This window comes from Pseudoclavibacter sp. RFBG4 (genome assembly GCF_002931515.1).
Taxonomy (GTDB): Bacteria; Actinomycetota; Actinomycetes; order Actinomycetales; family Microbacteriaceae; genus Pseudoclavibacter.
The window spans coordinates 60346-78734 of sequence record NZ_PSYC01000026.1; the positions used below are offsets into that span (position 1 = coordinate 60346).

An 18389-nucleotide genomic window follows, 5' to 3' on the forward strand; every position below is an offset into this window, starting at 1 on the left:
ACGAGACCAGGTCAGCCTGACCGCGCCCTGAGTGCGCGCGACGGCACAGGTCGCCTGCGGGCTCGCTGCGCCGTGGCGACTCCCGCCACCGCGGGAGGGTCAGAACCTCCGTGACCTCCCTCGCCGATGACGATGGTGCCGAGCTCGTCGGTGCGCAGCGGCCGCGTGCCTGCCGCGGTGAGCATCCCGAGGGCCGCGTCCGTCGGGTGGCCGTAGCCGTTGTCTGCTCCCACCGAGACGAGTCCGATCGACGAGGAGAGCTCTTCGTAGAGCTGCGCGCTCTGGTCGCGCGAGCCGTGGTGCGCCATCTTGACGATGTCGGCACGCGGGTGCGGGTGCTCGCGCAGCAGGCCGCGCTGTGCCTCCTCTCCCAGGTCGGCGAGGGCGGCGAGCGACAGGCAGACCGTCACGCAGGACGTCGTCGGTTCGAGCAGCGTCACGAGACTCCCCTCGTTGCCACCGACACTCGCCGGTTCTCCGCCGCTCCCGCGCTTCGGCCACAGGACGCTCCATGCGAGGTCGCCGAGCGTCCAGGAGTCGCCACTCGCGGCATAATGCACCTGGGCGCCGGCCACCCGCAGTTCGTCGACGAGCGGCTCCGCTCGCGCCTCGGCGGTATCGGGGACGACAAGCGACCCGACGCCGACACCGGACTCGAGCAACGCCGTCGCCGCCCCGGTGTGGTCCAGATCGAAGTGCGTGAGCACGAGCAGACGCAGCTCGTCGACGCCGAGTGTCTCGAGGCAGGCCAGCAGCGCGTCAGGCTCCGCGCCGGTGTCGATGAGCGCCGAGCCGCTCCACGTGGTGACGAGCAGCGCATCCCCCTGTCCGATATCGCACGCCGCATAGCGCCATGCACTTGGGATGCTCCTGCTGAGGTGGACCGCCTGCCCGATGACCGTGCCGACATATGCCACCAGGGCGACGCAGAGCAGGAGAGCCAGCCACGCTCTCCAACGGTGGAGCAGGACGATGAGCGCGACGACGACGGCGAGACAGAGCAGCGCCCCCGGGAGTCCGCCAGGCCACGGCAGCAGCGCCCCGGGCCAGTCACTGACCGCCATCGCCACGAGTCCGATCCACTGCGCGGGCAGCCAGGCAACCCACAGAAGCGCCTGGCCGAGCCAGGGAGCGGCCCACAGGAGCAGGCAGCCGACCAGCCCGACGAGCGTCGCCACGGGCGCTGCCGGGGCAGCCAGCACGTTCGCGAGAATGCCGTAGAACGGCAATTCCGGGGTCAGGAGCAGCAGCACCGGCTGACACGCGAGCTGCGCCGAGGCCGGCACGGCGAGCATGAGCGCGACGGGCCGCGGCATGATGCGTGCGAGGCGGTCGCCGATCGGGTTCGCGAGTGTCAGCAGCCCGACCGTCGCGAGCACCGAGAGCGCGAAGCCGTAGTCTCGGCTCCGCCAGGGGTCGGCGACGAGCACGACCACCGTGGCGAGGGCGACGAGCGCAAGACCTGTCGACCGACGCGGAGTGGCTTCGAGCACCAGGACGACCATGGCCATGATGCTCGCCCGGATGACGCTGCCCTCCGGGGTGACGAGCGCCACGAACACGGCGAGAACCGCTGCTGCGAGCGCGAGGCGCACTCCTCGCCGCAGCCCGCAGAGGCGAGCGAGGACCAGGGTCGCGGCGACCACGACCGCGCAGTTCGCCCCCGAGACAGCCGTGAGGTGCGTGAGCGCGGCCGTCTTCATCCGCTCGTCGAGCTCGGCCCCGACCAGGCGCGTGTCGCCGACGGACAGCCCCGGGAGCAGCTGCGCGCCGAGACCGGGGAGGGCTCGCGCCGCGTCGACGAACCGGTCTCGCGCCGCTGCGGTGACCTCGAGCAGCCCGCCGGGCGCGGCGACGACGTGCGCGGGAGCATCGAGGAAGACCAGAGCGGCGACGCTGTCGCCCGCGTCCGCGGGACCGAGGGCCCCCTCGAGCTCGACCCGTGAGCCAATGGCTGGGACCCGCTCCCCCGCAGGCGTCGGCACGCTCAGCTGGCCGAACGCGAGCAGCGAGGCTCCGCCGCCTCCGCTTCTCCCATCGACCTCGAACGAATCCAGGCGCACCTCGAAATGCGACGGCTCCTGCAGCTGCGCACCGGACCAGCGCCCACCGTCGTCGCCTGGAGCAGCGACGGCACCCTCCCCGACGAGGGTCGTGAGGGTGCCCGTCGCCTGCACGCGAAGCCCCTCCACGGCGCCCGTGCGAAGCGCCTCGGGAGACCTCACTGGATGCTGAGCGCCGGAGCTCACCGCGAGCAGCGCCATGACGGCCGCGACCACGGCGAACGTCGCGAGCACTGGCCGCAGACGCGCCGCGGCCAGGAGCAGGATCGCGAGCAGTGCCAGACCGATGCCGCACGACCAGGCGAGGGAGGGATACGTGACGCAGATCCAGGCGACCACCCATGCACCGGCCGCCGCCGGAACGAGACGCGCGTCTCGACCATCGAGCCGCTCGGCCAGCGCTCCCACGTTGAACATCTGAACGGCACGACCGTCACGAGTCGTCACACGGTCACCAGGTCGACGAGCCCCTCGTAGGTGGCGTCCCCGATGCCGGTGACCTCCTTGAGCTCCTCCACAGCACCGAATCCGCCGTTCTGCTCACGGTGGTCGATGATGCGCGACGACATTGCCGGTCCGATCCTCGGCAGCTCTTCGAGCTCAGCCGCAGACGCGGTGTTGAGGTTCACGAGGCCACCGCCGGCAGCACCCCCGGCGCCAGTAGTCGGCCCAGCTCCCCCTGCGACGGGCTCGGAGGGGGCCTCGCCGATCCGCGGAACCCGCAGCTGCTCGCCGTCGACGAGCGTTCGGGCCATGTTGAGGAGCGATGGGTCGGCGTCGCCGGCAAGGCCGCCCGCCGCGGCGATTCCATCGACCACCCTGGCCGTCGACGGCACCTCGTAGACCCCGGGACTCGTGACGGCCCCGACGACGTGGACCAGCAGCGTCGTCGACTCCTCTGAGCTCGGCTCCCCGACAGGCGGTTCCGTCGCGCTCAGCTGGAGGCTCTCGGTCGGCGACATCTCCCCGAGGGCACCGAGACTCGGCGTGGGACGCAGGGCCGCGAGCGTGATCGCCCCGGCGAGCACGACCAGGACCAGGACAACCGCAGCGCCGACCCCGATTCGCAGACGCGGTCGGGGCGGACGCTCGAAGAGATCTGCCAGCTCGGATTCGGACACCCCAGAACGCTACGGTCGCGTGCCTCTCCACTCAGCGTCGACCACGAGAGCTGTGGAGAGCGAGCCCCGAACAGGGGAGGTGCCTGCACAGTCGTTCGGCACCAGCCGAAGCGAGAAACCCAGCCAGAGACGGACTGGGGTGAGGTCAGTTGGGCCGAGAACGGGAAGGCAGAGGGAGCCGGACGGCAGAGCGAACGAGGGCGAAGGCCGACCGCAGGCGGGCGCGCGCGAGCTGACGCAGACGCGCCCCGCTCTCTCGAGCGGGGCGCGTCTGCGTCAGCGTGGCCGGCCTGCTAACCCTTGACCGCGATGTTCACGAGCTTCGGGGCCCGCACGATGATCTTGACGATCTCGCGGCCGTCGATGGCGGCCTGCACCTTCGGCGACGAGATCGCGAGCTGCTCGAGCGACGCCTCGTCGATCGTCGGTGGCACATCGAGGCGGTGCCGCACCTTGCCGTTGATCTGCACGACCGCCGTCACCTGGTCCTGCGTGAGCAGCGAGCGAGCCGCGGTCGGCCACTTGACGTGCGAGATGCTGCCCTCGTGGCCGAGTCGCTCCCACATGTCCTCGGCCGCGTGCGGCGCGTACATGTCGAGCACAACCGCGATGGCCTCGGCTGCCTCGCGCACGGCGGGGTCAGCCGGGCCAGCACCCGAGTCGATGGCCTTGCGCGTCGCGTTGGTGAGCTCCATGAGGCGCGCGATCACGACGTTGAACTTGAAGCCGGAGGCCAACTGCGGGATGTCGGCGAGGAAGCGGTGCGTCTCGCGGCGCAGACCGCGGTCGCCCTCGCCGAAGTCGACGCCGACGGGGCTCGTGACCTCGCCGGAGATGCGCCAGGCGCGCGCCAAGAACTTGCCGGAGCCTGCAACGGAGACATCTGCCCAATCGACGTCGTCTTCCGGCGGGCTCGCGAAGAGCATCGTCAGGCGCACGGCGTCGACGCCGTACTGGTCGAGCTCGGCCGAGAGGCTCACGACGTTGCCCTTGGACTTCGACATCTTCTTGCCGTCCATGACGACCATGCCCTGGTTGAGCAGTGCCGAGAAGGGCTCCGTGAAGTCGACGTGCCCGAGGTCGTAGAGCACCTTCGTGATGAAGCGCGCGTAGAGGAGGTGCAGGATGGCGTGCTCGACGCCGCCCACGTACTGGTCGACGGGCGCCCAGCTCGCGGCCGTCTTCTCGTCGAACGCGGCAAGCTCGTTGTTCGGCGAGAGGAAGCGGAGGAAGTACCAGGAGCTGTCGACGAACGTGTCCATCGTGTCGGTGTCACGCAGCATCGGCTCGCCCGTCTCCGGATCGACCGTGTTCACCCAGTCGGTCGCGCCGCCGAGGGGCGAGGCTCCCTTCGGGCGCAGGTCGAGCCCTTCGGCCTCGGGGAGGCGCACGGGCAGCTGGTCCAGCGGCACGGGAACCTCCTTGCCGTCCTCGCCGTGGAGGATCGGGATGGGCGTTCCCCAGTAGCGCTGGCGCGAGATGAGCCAGTCGCGGAGGCGGTAGTTCTTCGCGGCACGGCCCGTGCCACGCTCGTCGAGGAGCTCGATGGCCGCCTGGATGCCCGAGCGCTTCGAGAGCCCGTCCAGCGGTCCCGAGTTGGTGAGGCGTCCGTCGCCGGACAGCGCTTCCCCGGTCTTGGCGGGGTGGAGGTCTTCGAACTCCGGCATCGACCCGTCTTCGGGGATGATCGGGATGACACCCGTGACGGCCTGCGTGACGTCGACGACCACCTTGACGGGCAGGTCGAACGCGCGGGCGAAGTCGAGGTCGCGCTGGTCGTGTGCGGGCACCGCCATGATCGCGCCCGTGCCGTAGTCGGCGAGCACGTAGTCGGCGGCCCAGATCGGCAGGCGCTCGCCGCTCAGGGGGTTGATGGCGAAGCGACCGAGATCGACGCCGGTCTTGGGGCGGTCGCTCGACTGGCGGTCGATGGAGTCGAGCGCGCGGGTGTCGGCGAGGTACTTCGCGAAGCGCTCGCGAACCTCGTCGCTTGCGCCCTCGGCGAGCTCGGAGGCGAGGTCGGAATCGGGGGCCACGACCATGAACGTCGCGCCGTAGAGCGTGTCGGGGCGCGTCGTGAAGACGGTGACGGGCTCATCCCGCCCCTCGACGACGAAGTCGACGTCAGCGCCGAGCGAGCGCCCGATCCAGTTGCGCTGCATCGTGATGACCTTCTGCGGCCAGTGCCCCTCGAGCTGGTTGAGGTCATCGATGAGCCGGTCTGCGTAGTCGGTGATCTTGAAGTACCACTGGTTGAGCTTCTTCTTCACGACGATCGCGTCGCAGCGCTCGCAGTGCCCGTCGATGACCTGCTCGTTGGCGAGCACCGTCTGGTCGTTGGGGCACCAGTTCACGTCGGAGTACTTGCGGTACGCGAGACCTCGCTCGTACATCTGCAGGAACAGCCACTGGTTCCAGCGGTAGTACTCGGGGTCGGAGGTGTGGATGACGCGGTCCCAGTCGAAGGACGCCGCGTATCGCTTCATCGACGCGCGCTGCTGCGCGATGTTCTCGTACGTCCAGTCCTTGGGGTCGCCACCGTTCTTGATGGCGGCGTTCTCGGCCGGCAGTCCGAAGGAGTCCCAGCCGATGGGGTGCAGGACGTTGAAGCCCTGGTGGCGCCAGTAGCGAGCGACCGCGTCGCCGAGTGCGTACTGCTCGGCGTGCCCCATGTGCAGGTCGCCCGACGGGTACGGGAACATGTCGAGGACGTACTTGCGCGGGCGATCGTCACCCTGGAGGTTCGTCGCGAAGGGCTGCAGCTTGTCCCACTCAGCCGACCACTTCGCCTCGAGAGCCTTGAAGTCGTATTCCTGGGGCTCAGCGCCTGTCGCTTCGGTCACAGATTTCTTCTTTCGCGTTGCCGGTTGCTGCACGGAGGGTGGTTCTCGTCGCGGTCGTCTGGCGTCGTCGCGAAGCGCGGGGCTCCTCGCGTCGGACACCAACGACCAAGACTACTCGCCGACGAGCCGAAGCGCGCGTGTGACGAGGGCGGGGTCGAGCGGGGTGTGCGAGATGATCACGACGGAGCGCTGGTCACCGGATGCGGCGAGCAGCTCGGCGACGAGCCTGTCGGCGAGACCCGGGTCGACGTTGGCCGTCGGCTCGTCGAGGATGAGCACCGGGAAGTCGGCCAGGAGGCCGCGGGCGAGCGCGATGCGCTGCGCCTGACCGCCGGAGACGAGCGCGCCGTGCTCGCCGACGCGTGCCTCCAGCCCACCCCGCTCGTCGAGCCATTCGCCGAGGCCGACGCGCTCGAGGACGGCGCTGAGCTCCTCGTCGTCGGCCTCCGGCTTGGCGAAGAGGAGGTTCTGCCTGATGCTCTCGTCGAAGATGTGGGGCCGTTGCTCGATGAGGCCGACGACGGACCGCACCTGCGCGGGCGCGTACGCCTTCGCCTCCACGCCGTTGACGCGGTACGAGCCCTCGTAGTCGAGGAACCGCACGAGCACGTTGGCGAGCGTCGTCTTGCCTGCACCGGATTCGCCTTCGACCAGCAGCCGATCGCCGGGAGCCAGCTCGAGCGAGACGGAGCTGATCGCGGGCTCGCACGCACCTGGCCACGCTGCCGAGACGTCTCCGAGGGTCAGCGTCACCGGCAGGCTCGGGTCGGCGCGAGGGGCGGGCAGCGGCTGAGCATCCGGGAGCTCCCTCGGCGCTGACGCCGGTGCCACATCGGCGACTCTGGCTGCGCTGGCCCTGACCTGGCGCCAGGCGGCGACCGCCTGCGGCACCTGCCCGAAGATCTCGAAGAGCGCCATCGGCACAAGCGCGATGAGGGTGAGCATCGGCGCGAGCAGCGTGCCGTCGACGGTGGGGTCGATGCCGACGGCAAGCGCGCCCGCCGTCGCGAGGCCGGAGAAGAGCATGACGAGTCCGGCGACGGCACCGCTCCCCCGCGCCCGGGAAACGAGCGCGTCGCGGAGTCTCGCGTCCGCGGCGTCCACCTCGGCGAGCTTCGCGTCGAGCGCACCGTAGGCCTCGAGCGTCTCGAAATTGGAGACGGTCTCGTAGATGCGGTCGTTGAGGGCCGCCCGGAGCGGAGCGGCCTCGCGGTCGGCGCGTCCCGAGATCGCGAGGTTGGTGGTGGTCGCGACGATCCCCGCGAGCACGAGGCAGATCGCGAGCACGAGTGCGGCCGGGGCGCTCACGAGCCAGATGCCGATGACGGCGAGCGTCGACGTGAGGCCGGCGATGATGAGCGGCTGCGCGACGCGCAGGGGCAAGAACTGCAGCTCGTCGACGTCGCTCACGAGTCGTGTCAGCAGGTCTCCACGGCGGTGCGTGGCGAGGCCAGCGGGAGCCAGCGGGATGAGACGTTCGAGCACGCCGACGCGCAGCTCGGCGAGCTGCCGGAAGGACGCGTCGTGGCCGAGCAGCCGCTCGACGTAGCGGAACGCCGCTCGCCCGATGGCGAAGGCACGCACGCCGACGATCGCGATGCCCAGGAGCAGGATGTGGATGATCTCCGACGCCCGGGTCAGCAGGTAGGCGCTCGTCGCGAGGAGCGCCACGGCGCAGATCGCGCTGAGCAGGCCGACGGCGATCGAGGGCCACAGGCGCCGAGCGGAGGGCATCGCAAGACGGAGGATCCGTCGCTCGTCGTCGGAGACGCGTTGCTGGTTCCCGGTCATGCGTTCGCTACCGTCTCGAGTCGTTCGATGGTGTGCACCGAGTCGGCGGAGGCGACGAGCGCGCGCCGGTGGCTGACGACGAGCACGGCCCGTCCTTCCTGTGCCAGGCTCCGGAAGGCGGCAGCGATGCGCTGTTCCGTTGCGGCGTCGAGCGCCGAGCTCGGCTCGTCGAAGAGCACGACGGGGCAGTCGAGTCGGCGGGCGCGCAGGAGCGTCCGCGCGAGCGCGACGCGCTGGGACTGCCCACCGGACAGACCCGCGCCCGCGACTCCGAGCATCCGTTCGCCGTCGATGAACTCGAGGCCGGCATCGGCGAGGGCCACACGGACCTCGTCTGGTGCTGCTTCCGGCTGGCCGAGTGCCACGTTCTCGGCGACGGTCCCCTCGATCAGCGAGGCCGACTGGCCCATCCAGGCGATCGCGGCCCTGCGGCGATCGCCCGTGAGCTGCTCGCCGTCGATGGTCACGGCACCCGAGGCGCCAACGGTGCCGCGCGCGACGCCGAGCAGCGTCGACTTGCCTGCGCCCGAGGGGCCGACGATCGCCGTCACCTCGCCCGGAGGCACGACGAGGCTGTAGTCGCGGAGGACCGTGCGTGTCTCGTACCCGACGGTGATGCCGGTGAAGGCGAGGCCTCGGTGCTGCAGGCCTGCGCCGATCGGGCGGCCAGCAGCGGTCGTGCGCACATCGCTCGGCGCAGGCGCCCTCTCGGCTTCCTCGATGATCGAGAACACATCGTCGGAGGCGGCGACGCCGTCCGCGGCCGCGTGGAACTGGGCTCCCACCTGACGCAGCGGCAGGTACACCTCGGGAGCGAGCAGGAGCACGAAGAGCCCGACCTCGAGCGTCATGTCCCGGTTGATGAGCTGGATGCCGATCGTGACGGCGATGAGGGCCACGGACAGGCTCGCCAGCAGCTCGAGCGCGAAGCCGGACATGAAGGAGAGCCTGAGGACCTTCATGGTCGCGACCCGATACCCGTCGGTGACTTCGCGGATGCGCGCCGGCTGGCGTTCCGCACGGCCGAAGATCTTGAGCGTCGACAGCCCTTCTACGACCTCGAGGAACCCGGTCGCGAGCGTCGACAGCGCAGTCCACTGCCGCTTCTGTACCTTCTCGGTCGCCCAGCCGATGAGGATCATGAAGACGGGGATGAGCGGCAGCGTGATGATGACCGTGATGGCGGATGGGAGGTCCCAGAGCGCCATCACGACGATCAGCACGGGAGCGGCGATCGCCGTCAGGATGAGCTGCGGGAGGTACTTGGCGAAGTACGTGTCGAGGGCACCGAGGCCTGGGCCAGCAAGCGTCGTGAGCCGGGAGCTGGAGGTGCCCGTGAGCCAGGCAGGGCCGAGCTTCGCGATGGACGCGAGCAGCTTGGAACGCAGTTCGCTTTTCACCTTCGCGGCCGCGCGTGCGGAGATGGCCTCCATCCCCCAGGTGGCCGCGCTTCTGACGGCGATCACGACGAGCAGGGCGCCGAACCACGGCAGCAGCTCAACGACGCGCTCGCCCGCGATCGCGGACACGATGAGGTGCGTGACGAGCCAGGCGAAGCCGACGATGGATGCGGTCTGGACAGCGCCGAGCGCCGCGCCGAGCACGAAGAACCTTCGTGCCGACGCGGCGTGGCTCAGGAGGCGGGGGTCGAGGGGTTTCACGGGTCAGGCGGCGACGACCGCTGGCTCCTCGTGCGCGTCTCCCGTGATCGTCTTCCTGCTGATGCGCTTGCGGAAGACCCAGAAGGTCCATGCCTGGTAGCCGAGGACGAACGGGACGATGATGAGCGCCGCCCAGCTCATGATGCCGAGCGTGTAGTCGCTGGACGAGCCGTTGGTGATCGTCAGCGGGTTGGAGGGGTCGAGCGTGTTGGGCAGCAGATTCGGGAAGAGCGAGGCGAAGAGCGTCAGCACCGCCGCGGCCACGGTCAGCGCGCCGAGCGCGAAGGCGATGCCGTCACGCCCCAGCAGCGTGCTGATGTAGGAGCCGACGAACGCGAGGACGGCGACGAGCGCGAGGGCAAGACCTGCGACCGAGAAGTGCGCGACGACGGTCCAGCCGAGGAAGGCGATCGCGAGCACTGCGACGACGACGCCGACCTTCAGCGCGAGGGATCGTGCACGGTCGCGGATGTCACCTTCCGTCTTCCGAGTGATGAACACCAGCCCATGGTAGAAGAACAGCGTGAGCGTCGTGAGCCCGCCCAGCAGGGCGTACGGGTTCAGCAGGTCGAAGAACGAGCCGATGTAGTTGAAATTCTCGTCGAGCGCGAGGCCCTGGGTGATGTTCGCGAACGCGACGCCCCAGAGGAGTGCCGGGACGGCCGAGCCGACGAAGATCATCCAGTCGAACCACCTCGTCCACTCCACGCCCTTGCCCTGGTGGCGGTACTCGAACGAGACGCCACGCACGATGAGCGCGAGCAGGATGAGCAGCAGCGGCAGGTAGAAGCCGGAGAAGATGGTCGCGTACCACTCCGGGAAGGACGCGAAGAGCGCGGCCCCAGCAACGATGACCCAGGTCTCGTTGAGGTCCCAGATGGGGCCGATCGTATTGATGAGCACTCGTCGGTCGGTGTCGTCCTTGCCGATGAACGGCAGGGCGATGCCGACGCCGAAGTCGAAGCCGTCGAGCACGAAGTAGCCGACGAAGAAGAAGGCGACGATCCAGAACCAGAGGACTTGCAGATCCATCAGTAGACGCTCGCTTTCACCTTGACGGCGGCAACGTCATCGACGGTGCCATCTGCGTTGGAATCGAAACTCGGCGGGTCCTCCTGCGCGGCCTTCAGCAGCAGCTTGACCTCGACGACGGCGAGGATCGCGTAGACGAGCGTGAAGGCGACGAGCGAGATGAGCACGCTGAGCCCGCTCACGTTGGGAGAGACGCCCGCCTCCGTCTTGAGGAGGCCGAAGACCAGCCACGGCTGGCGGCCCATCTCGGTGAAGATCCAGCCGACCGTGATGCCGAGCGTCGGGAACAGCACCGTGAGGATCGCGAGGTTCCACATCCACTTCTTCGGCGGGTTCTTCGCCTTCTTGCGCGTGACCCAGAGACCGGCGACGGCGACCGCGATGGAGGCCATGCCGAAGCCCATCATCCAGCGGAACGCCCAGTAGGTGACCCAGATGACCGGGGCGTAGTCGCCAGGACCGTAGAGCGCCGTGTACTGGGCCTGCAGGTCGTTGATGCCCTCGACGGTGCCGTCGAAGGTGTGCGTCGACAGGAAGGAGAGGAGGTAGGGGATGCGGATGGAGAACAGCTCGGACGAGCCGTCCGGGGTGCCCCACGTGAAGATCGAGAAGGAGGCGTCTGCGCCGGTCGCGGTCGTGTAGAGCGCCTCGGCCGCGGCCATCTTCATGGGTTGGGCCTCGACCATGGCGAGGCCGAGCTGGTCGCCGCTGAGCATCGTGCCGACGCCGCCGACGAGCATGAACCACAGGCCGAACTTCAGCGCTGGCTGCATGACGTCGTGGTTCTGGTCGCGCTTCAGGTGCCAGGCGGCGGTCGCGATGATGATCGCCGCACCCACCATGAGGGAGGCGAAGATCGTGTGCGGCAATGCCGCCATCGCGACGGGGTTGGTGAGCACCGCGCCGAAGTCGACGAGCTCAGCTCGCCCGTTGGCCTCGTTCATCTCGTAGCCGACCGGGTTCTGCATGAACGCGTTGGCGGCGAGGATGAAATAGGCGGAGGTCCACGTGCCGATCATCGTGAGCCAGATGGTCGCGAGATGCAGCTTCGGCGGCAGCTTGTCCCAGCCGAAGATCCACAAACCGATGAACGTGGCCTCGAGGAAGAAGGCGACGAGCCCCTCGAACGCGAGCGGCGCACCGAAGACGTCGCCGACGAAGCGGGAGTAGTCGGACCAGTTCATGCCGAACTGGAACTCCTGCACGATGCCGGTCACGACGCCCATGGCGAAGTTGATCAGGAACATCTTGCCGAAGAGCTTCGTGAGGCGGAGGTAGACGACCTTGCCTGTGCGGACCCAGGCCGTCTGCCAGATGGCGATGGCGAGGACCAGCCCGAGAGTGACGGGCACGAAGAGGAAGTGGTAGATGGTCGTGACACCGAACTGCCACCGCGCGAGTATGAGTGGATCCAGCAGGGCGTCCACAGTGCCTCCTGATGCGTCTGAGGTTGGGCGTGATGCCCCGGGATCGCAGCGCGACTCCTGGCCCAATGCTACGCCGCCCCGACTACTACATCGTGTCGAATAGGACACCCTAAGTTCTGCTGTTTTCGCCTTCGGATCAGGTACTTCTACATATTGTAGTGGATGTAACGAAATGATAACGGAGGGGAATCTCCAGGGATGCCAAAGTTCGGGCCCTAGAGTCTGCGACATGGATGCGGGGAGCAGAGCATGAACGAGCTGATCGAGACCGCCCTCCAGTACATCGAGTCCGTGCCTCCGGTGTGGCGGATCGTGCTGGTCGGCGTCGCGATCCTGCTCGAGACGAGCGTGCTCATCGGCCTCATCGTGCCCGGCGAGACGGTCCTGCTCGCCCTGAGCACCGGCATCGACGCACCGCTCCCCTGGGTCCTGACGATCGCGGCCTCCATCGTGGGCGCACTGCTCGGGGAGTCGTTCGGGTTCTGGCTCGGTCGCACGTTCGGCCCGAGGATCCGAGTGTCACGCGTCGGCCGGTGGCTCGGCGACGAACGATGGCAGCGTGCGGAACTCCTCATCCAGCGTCGCGGCGGCCCCGCGGTCCTCATCTCCCGCTTCCTGCCCGTGCTCCACTCCCTCGTGCCGCTGACGGCAGGGATGGGCGGCATGCGCTACCGCCGCTTCCTCGCCTGGACCATCCCCGCCTGCGTCATCTGGTCGACGGCCTACGTGAGCGCCGCAGCCGGAGCGTCCGCCAGCTTCCGCGAGCTCTCGTCGTCACTGCATTGGGCTGGCTACCTCTTCGTCGGCGTCATCGTCGTGTTCCTTCTGATCATGTGGCTCGTGAAGCGCGCTGTCGGCAAGGTCATGAACCGCGATCTCGACGAAGCGAACGCGCAGGCTGCCGCCGCATCGGCCGATCGATCCACCTCCGACGCCCCGACGGGGCACGACGGCTCAGACGCCGAGACCGCGGGCGTGCGAGGATGAGCGGGTGACGCCGACCTCCGACGCCCAGTCCCCGCTCGAGCGCTGGCTTCTGAGCCTCAAGCCCGTCAGGGCCGTGATCGACAACGCCTTCCGCATCGAGGACCGAGTGCGCCTCGTGCGCGTGAAGCTCGTCCGCAAGCGTGGCTACCTCACGGTGCTCGAGCCCTATACCGGGTACGGGACGACCTCCTGGGTTCGCGCCCTCGCGCGGGTCCACATGGCGCCGCCAGGCAACAGGCGCCGGTTCAGCCTCTCCAGGCTGCTCAGGCGCAAGCGGCGGGAATCGGTCGTCCGCGGATGGCGAAGCTTCGCGCGCGTCTCCGCAGGCAATGTCCCCGCGACCGTCATCATCGACGGCGTTCGACACTCGGTCAAAGCCGACCGCGGCGGCATCGTGGACATCAACCTCCCCGCGAACCTCAAGCCCGGGTGGAACACCATCACGTTCGAGAGCTTCGATCGCCAGACGAGCACCGCGCCTGTCTTCATCGTCGCCGACGAGCAGCGCGTCGGCCTGCTCTCCGACATCGACGACACCGTCATGGTGACGGCGCTGCCGCGCCCCATGCTCGCAGCCTGGAACACCTTCGTCCTCGACGTGCACGCGCGCACACCGACCCCGGGCATGAGCGTGCTCTCCGAGCGCATCCTGACCTCATTCGGGCGCAGCGAGACACCCGTCGTGTACCTGTCGACGGGCCCCTGGAACGTCGCCCCGACGCTCGCGCGGTTCCTCGGACGAAACCTCTACCCTGCCGGCCCGCTCCTGCTCACCGACTGGGGGCCCACCCCGGATCGCATCTTCCGCTCCGGGCTCGAGCACAAGGTCTCCAACCTCGACCGCCTCGCGCGGGAGTTCCCGGACATCAAGTGGATCCTCGTCGGCGACGACGGACAGCATGACGAGCAGATCTACGGCGAGTTCACGAGCCGCCACCCGGATCGCGTCCTCGCGATCGCCATCCGCCAGCTCTCCACCAGCGAGGCTGTGCTTGCGGGTGGACGCGCTGCCAGTGCGCACTGGCGCAAGAACGCGCCCATCCCGTGGGTCTACGCTCCGGACGGCGCGGGACTCGCCAAGCAGCTGACCGAAGCGGGCATCCTGCCCGACCTCACGCAGGCACCGGCACAGGCACCCGACGCCACCCGCTAGGCGGGCTCTTCCCGTGGGGACTGCGCCCTACCCAGGGCGAGCGTGAAGTTGAGCGAGTCCATCTCCGAGTACGGGCGGTACATGCCGTTGAAGACCCTCGAGCCCTCCGGAGTCAGGATCACCCGCACCCCGAGCCATTCGGCGACGTCGTCGCGCACGAGCGGAGTTCCGATCTCGCAGCTCGCGAAGTCGATGAGCTCGCCGCCTTCACCCTGCACGACGAGCCTCGCATCCTCGCCCTCGAAGACGAGCTGCGGGTTCCGGAAGCTGACATCGAGCATGCCGCCATGTCCGGTGAGGCGAACGGCTCCGGTGAAGGACGCACTGCCCATGGGGGTGTCGCCCGACAGCCACGCCGTGTCGGTGGCTCCGCGCGGGTAGGCGAACTCCTCGTCGTCGACGAACGCGCCACCCTCGAGCAGCACCTTGCCGCCGGAGCGACGCACGTACTCGACGAAGGACGACTTGATCGGCCATCGCAGTTCCCCGCGCCAGAGCTCCATGCCCCCACGCTAGCCCGCCACGAATTCGAAGCGCCAGCGCCAATCTTTCCTCGTTACTTCGAGAGCAGCAGCGAGACGACGAAGATCACCGGAACAGACAGGAACGTCGACGCCAGGATGGCTTCGCGTGCGACCCTCATCCCGACCCCGTAGTTGCTGGCGTAGGTGAAGACATTCTGCGCGGAGGGCAGGGCCGCAGTGACGACCACGATGAGCAGAGCCGCCCCATCGAGGCCGAAGAGCCAGGCCCCGATGAGCCAGGCGAGCGCCGGATGCACGAACACCTTGAGCACGGTGGCCACGATCGCAGGAGCCCGCTCTGGCTCCCGGAAGGGGATCGCGTTACCCCACAGGGACATGCCGAACGCGAGCAGCATGGCGGGAACGCTCATGCCCCCCAGCAGCTCGAGCGGATCGAGCAGGAAGGGCGGGATGGTGATGCCGGATGCGCTCACGACGATGCCAGCGAGCGCACCGATCACGATGGGGTTCCGGAACGGGCGCAGCACGATCTGCCACCAGCGGAGCCTCGGCGCGTCCTCGGCCCGCGAGGCGATATCGAGCAGGGTCATGAAGATGGGACCCATGATGAGCTGCTGTCCGAGCATCACGGGAGCGACCAGCGTCGCATCACCGAGGACATACACGGCGATGGGGATGCCGAGGTTGCCAGCATTGACGTAGCTTGCCGCCATCGCACCGGAGGCCGTCGTGCCGAGCCCCCACTTTCGCAGTGCGCCGATGGCGCCGTACACGAGTGCCACCGCGGTCATCGCGATCGCTGTCACGACGAACTGACTCGAGTAGAGGACCTCGAGGTGCGCGTCTGCCATGAGCGTGAAGAGCAGCGCAGGAGTCGCCACGTTGAACGCCAGCTTCGAGAGACCGGTCTGCCCGGTCTGCCCGAGCACGCCACTGCGTGCCAGGAACACGCCCACCGTGACGATGACGGCGATGACCGCGAATCCCTGAAGAACATTCATAGCTGTCGAAATCGTATCCTGCCCGCACCCGCCACCGGTCCGCCCCGGAGGCTCTGCCGATCACGGCGGAGATCTCGCGCGGCATTGGGCAGACCGCGCGATCGGCAACCGAAATGACTTCGGCTGCTGGTGAACTCGTCGTGTCGCCACCTAATGTTCGGGGAATTCAGGACCAACTTCGGTTAACTGAACGAACCTGGATTCAAATCACCGGATAATCATCTAGCATGTATTCGCTCTGCAATAACCGAAGGGGATCCACATGGCTCGGAAAGTCATCTATCAGCTCGTCGACGACATCGACTCGAGTTCACTCGCCGAAGGCGAAGGCGAGACCGTTCAATTCGCCCTCGACGGAACCGACTACGAAATCGATCTCTCGGACGCGAACGCCAAGAAGTTGCGCGACGCCCTCGCCGACTACGTGTCGGCGGCTCGCACGGTAGCAAAGACCCGTAAGAACAAGTCGACGGGTTCCAACTCCAGCCGCCCGAAGCGCGACCTCGCGGCAATTCGCGCCTGGGCGCGCGCTGAAGGACACAAGATCTCCGACCGAGGCCGCATTCCCGGCTCGATCATCGAGGACTTCGAAGCGGCGAACTCCTAAGCTACGGGATCGAGCGGCCGCAGGGGCAACCTAGTCCGGACCGCACGCAGAGAAGAGGGCCAGACGGCGAATGCCGTCCGGCCCTCTTTTCGTCACTCACCCGCTGCATTCGAGCTTCTCCCCGCGACCAAGATCTCCACCGGAGACGCGGAAGCGGGACGCCCTACTTGGCGACGATCGTCGGCGTCTCGAGGTGCGCGAGGACGCCGTGGCTCACGGACCCCAGCAGGAGACGGGCGAAGGTGCCACGTCCACGACTGCCGACAACCACGAGCGATGCCGAATGAGCGGCATCGATGATCGCCATGTCCGGGATGCCCTCCACGACCACCGGTGTGATCTCGAGATCCGGGTAGCGCCCCCGCAGCCCAGCGAGGGCCAGTGAGAGCGTCTCCTCCGCCGAGAGGCGGAGCTCATCGAAGAAGTCACCGGTCACGATGACGCCGCCGCCGTAGACGTTCGGGGCGTGCCAGGCGTGCACCGGGATGAGCGGCTCACCGCTCAGGCTCGCCTCCTCGGCCGCGACGGCCAGAGCGTGCTCCGAGAGGTCGGAGCCGTCGACCCCGACCACCACTCCGCGCCGGTCCGAGAGATCGACGTCGGGGATCACGGCGACCGGAGATTCACTGGCTGCGGCCACGCGCACGCTGTGCGTGCCGCTCGCACGCCCGGAGGACTCCCCCCGGTTGCTGCCGACGACGAGGAGGCCGGACGTCTTGGAGAGTTCCGTGAGGGTCTCGATGATGGCGCCGGTCATGACGGCCGTCTCGACCTCGAGCGCCGCATCCACGGCGAGCGCCGCCTCCGCAGCCTCCTGGAGGATGCGCGCCGCCGCGCTCTCCGCTTCGATGAGGAGGTCCGGGTTTCCTGCCCCGGCGATCCTCGGATCGACGATGTGCACGAGCTTCAGACGTTTCCGACCACGTGAGGCTCGCGCCGCCGCCCATCGCGTGGCGACGATTCCTGGCTGGTTTCCGGCGACTCCGACGGTGATGTTCTCGCTCATACCCGAATGCTAACGCCGTCGGCCAGTGGAATCACTGCGTAGAGGTGTACTCGCGCTTGAGGTCCGTGAATCCGGCTAAGCGGAATGGGCCGGGCGTCTCGTTGGGGAGCGTGAACTCGCCAAGGCCGCTCGGGTCACGTCGCTCGTGCCACACGAGGTATTCCGCGGCGTCGATGGGGACCCGCGCCTCGAGAACCGCCCGATTCTCCTCAGCGCGCAAATGCTGTCGATATCCGGGCTGCACCGTCCCCGCGAAGAACTCCGCAACACTTCCGGAGCCATAGCTGAGGAACCCGATCTTGGCCCCATCGAGCTCCTCATCGCTGTCCAAGAGGCTGAGCAGCGCCAGATAGATCGATGCGGTGTAGGTATTTCCTATGATTCTGTTGTATTTCAGCGTCGACGCGATCTGCGCGTCGAGCACCCCGGCGTCGAGATCGCCACCCGCCGTCTTGATCAGATGACGGTGCGCTTTCGACGCCATCTTGGTGAACGGCTGGTGATAGCAGAAGCGGCTGAATTCGCTGATCGGGAATCCGCCCTGCGCTGCATAATCGCTCCAGGCGTTCTCGACGGCCTGCAGGTAGGCCCGAATCGAGTACTTCCCGTCGACGAGGGCGGTGACGCGCCCATTCGGCCGCCAGAAGTCCATGATGTCGCTCGTGAAGACGCCGGAGCCTGGCTCGATGACCACCAGATCCGGGTCCGAAGCGACGAGCATCGCGACAGCACCCGCGCCCTGCGTGGGCTCCCCGCTCGAGTCGAGCTCGTACCGCGCGACGTCGCTGGCGATGACGAGCACCCGCTGGCGGGGATCACGGGCGACCAGGGCGGCGGCGAACTGCAGCGCGGCGGTCGCCGAATAGCAGGCCTGCTTGAGCTCGACGACGCGGCAGGTCGCCGGAAGGCCCAGCAGCTGGTGCACGTACACACCGGCGGCCTTCGACTGGTCGATCCCGGTCTCCGTCGCGAAGAGCACCGTCCTGATGCCCTCGACGCCGTGCCGGTCGATGATCTGCTTGGCCGCGGCCGCACCCATCGTGACGACGTCCTCGTCGGCCGCGGTGATGCTCATCCGCTCCTGGCCGATGCCGATCGTGTACTTCTCGAGTTCGGTCCCGAGCCGCTCGGCGATGACCGAGAGGTCGAGCACGCGTGACCCCGTCGCGAACGCGAGGTCGTGGATGCCGATAGGTGTAGTCATAGTGTTCG

14 protein-coding genes are annotated in these 18389 nt (G+C 68.1%); 3 read left to right on the top strand and 11 right to left on the bottom strand.

What is annotated here, in order from left to right:
• Positions 1 to 11: 11 nt before the first annotated feature.
• The 7 genes from C5E10_RS09835 to C5E10_RS09865 form a co-directional block, all read right to left on the bottom strand.
• A complete protein-coding gene (locus C5E10_RS09835) occupies positions 12 to 2510 on the bottom strand; it encodes a ComEC/Rec2 family competence protein (protein ID WP_104331482.1) in 2499 nt (832 codons plus the stop codon).
• Entirely contained in the window at positions 2507 to 3184 is a 678-nt protein-coding gene (locus tag C5E10_RS09840) for a ComEA family DNA-binding protein (protein WP_258071070.1), read from the bottom strand. Before C5E10_RS09840 ends, C5E10_RS09835 begins: the two co-directional genes overlap by 4 nt.
• Before the next feature lie 293 nt (positions 3185 to 3477).
• Positions 3478 to 6027: a leucine--tRNA ligase gene (leuS, locus tag C5E10_RS09845; RefSeq protein ID WP_104331483.1), complete on the bottom strand. Its 2550-nt coding sequence runs from the start codon at positions 6025 to 6027 to the stop codon at positions 3478 to 3480.
• Between the two features lie 111 nt (positions 6028 to 6138).
• Positions 6139 to 7818, bottom strand: coding sequence for a thiol reductant ABC exporter subunit CydC (gene cydC / locus C5E10_RS09850; RefSeq protein ID WP_104331484.1), 1680 nt, complete (start codon positions 7816 to 7818; stop codon positions 6139 to 6141).
• On the bottom strand, positions 7815 to 9479 hold the full coding sequence (gene cydD / locus C5E10_RS09855) for a thiol reductant ABC exporter subunit CydD (protein ID WP_104331485.1): 1665 nt from the start codon (positions 9477 to 9479) through the stop codon (positions 7815 to 7817). Before cydD ends, cydC begins: the two co-directional genes overlap by 4 nt.
• A 3-nt stretch (positions 9480 to 9482) precedes the next feature.
• On the bottom strand, positions 9483 to 10511 hold the full coding sequence (cydB, locus tag C5E10_RS09860; protein WP_104240853.1) for a cytochrome d ubiquinol oxidase subunit II: 1029 nt from the start codon (positions 10509 to 10511) through the stop codon (positions 9483 to 9485).
• On the bottom strand, positions 10511 to 11938 hold the full coding sequence (locus tag C5E10_RS09865) for a cytochrome ubiquinol oxidase subunit I (RefSeq protein WP_104331486.1): 1428 nt from the start codon (positions 11936 to 11938) through the stop codon (positions 10511 to 10513). Before C5E10_RS09865 ends, cydB begins: the two co-directional genes overlap by 1 nt.
• Before the next feature lie 249 nt (positions 11939 to 12187).
• Between C5E10_RS09865 and C5E10_RS09870 the strand changes: the two genes are divergently transcribed.
• Positions 12188 to 12925 (top strand): DedA family protein, encoded by a 738-nt coding sequence (locus C5E10_RS09870; RefSeq protein WP_104331487.1) that lies wholly within the window; start codon positions 12188 to 12190, stop codon positions 12923 to 12925.
• A gap of 4 nt (positions 12926 to 12929) precedes the next feature.
• On the top strand, positions 12930 to 14078 hold the full coding sequence (locus C5E10_RS09875) for a phosphatase domain-containing protein (protein ID WP_308471580.1): 1149 nt from the start codon (positions 12930 to 12932) through the stop codon (positions 14076 to 14078).
• Here the strand turns inward: C5E10_RS09875 and C5E10_RS09880 are convergent.
• Positions 14075 to 14581: an HtaA domain-containing protein gene (locus C5E10_RS09880; RefSeq protein ID WP_104331488.1), complete on the bottom strand. Its 507-nt coding sequence runs from the start codon at positions 14579 to 14581 to the stop codon at positions 14075 to 14077. The genes C5E10_RS09875 and C5E10_RS09880 overlap by 4 nt on opposite strands.
• A 53-nt stretch (positions 14582 to 14634) precedes the next feature.
• Entirely contained in the window at positions 14635 to 15564 is a 930-nt protein-coding gene (locus C5E10_RS09885; protein WP_104331489.1) for an AEC family transporter, read from the bottom strand.
• Between the two features lie 262 nt (positions 15565 to 15826).
• On the opposite strand from C5E10_RS09885, the gene C5E10_RS09890 reads away from it, so the two are divergent.
• The gene (locus C5E10_RS09890) at positions 15827 to 16171 is read left to right on the top strand and encodes an Lsr2 family protein (RefSeq protein ID WP_104331490.1); all 345 of its coding nucleotides are present in this window, start codon (positions 15827 to 15829) and stop codon (positions 16169 to 16171) included.
• A gap of 163 nt (positions 16172 to 16334) precedes the next feature.
• On the opposite strand, the gene C5E10_RS09895 is transcribed toward C5E10_RS09890, so the two are convergent.
• Positions 16335 to 17177, bottom strand: coding sequence for a universal stress protein (locus C5E10_RS09895; RefSeq protein WP_104331491.1), 843 nt, complete (start codon positions 17175 to 17177; stop codon positions 16335 to 16337).
• A 31-nt stretch (positions 17178 to 17208) separates the two neighbouring features.
• Positions 17209 to 18381, bottom strand: coding sequence for a hydroxymethylglutaryl-CoA synthase (locus tag C5E10_RS09900; protein WP_104331492.1), 1173 nt, complete (start codon positions 18379 to 18381; stop codon positions 17209 to 17211).
• Between the last annotated feature and the right edge of the window lie 8 nt (positions 18382 to 18389).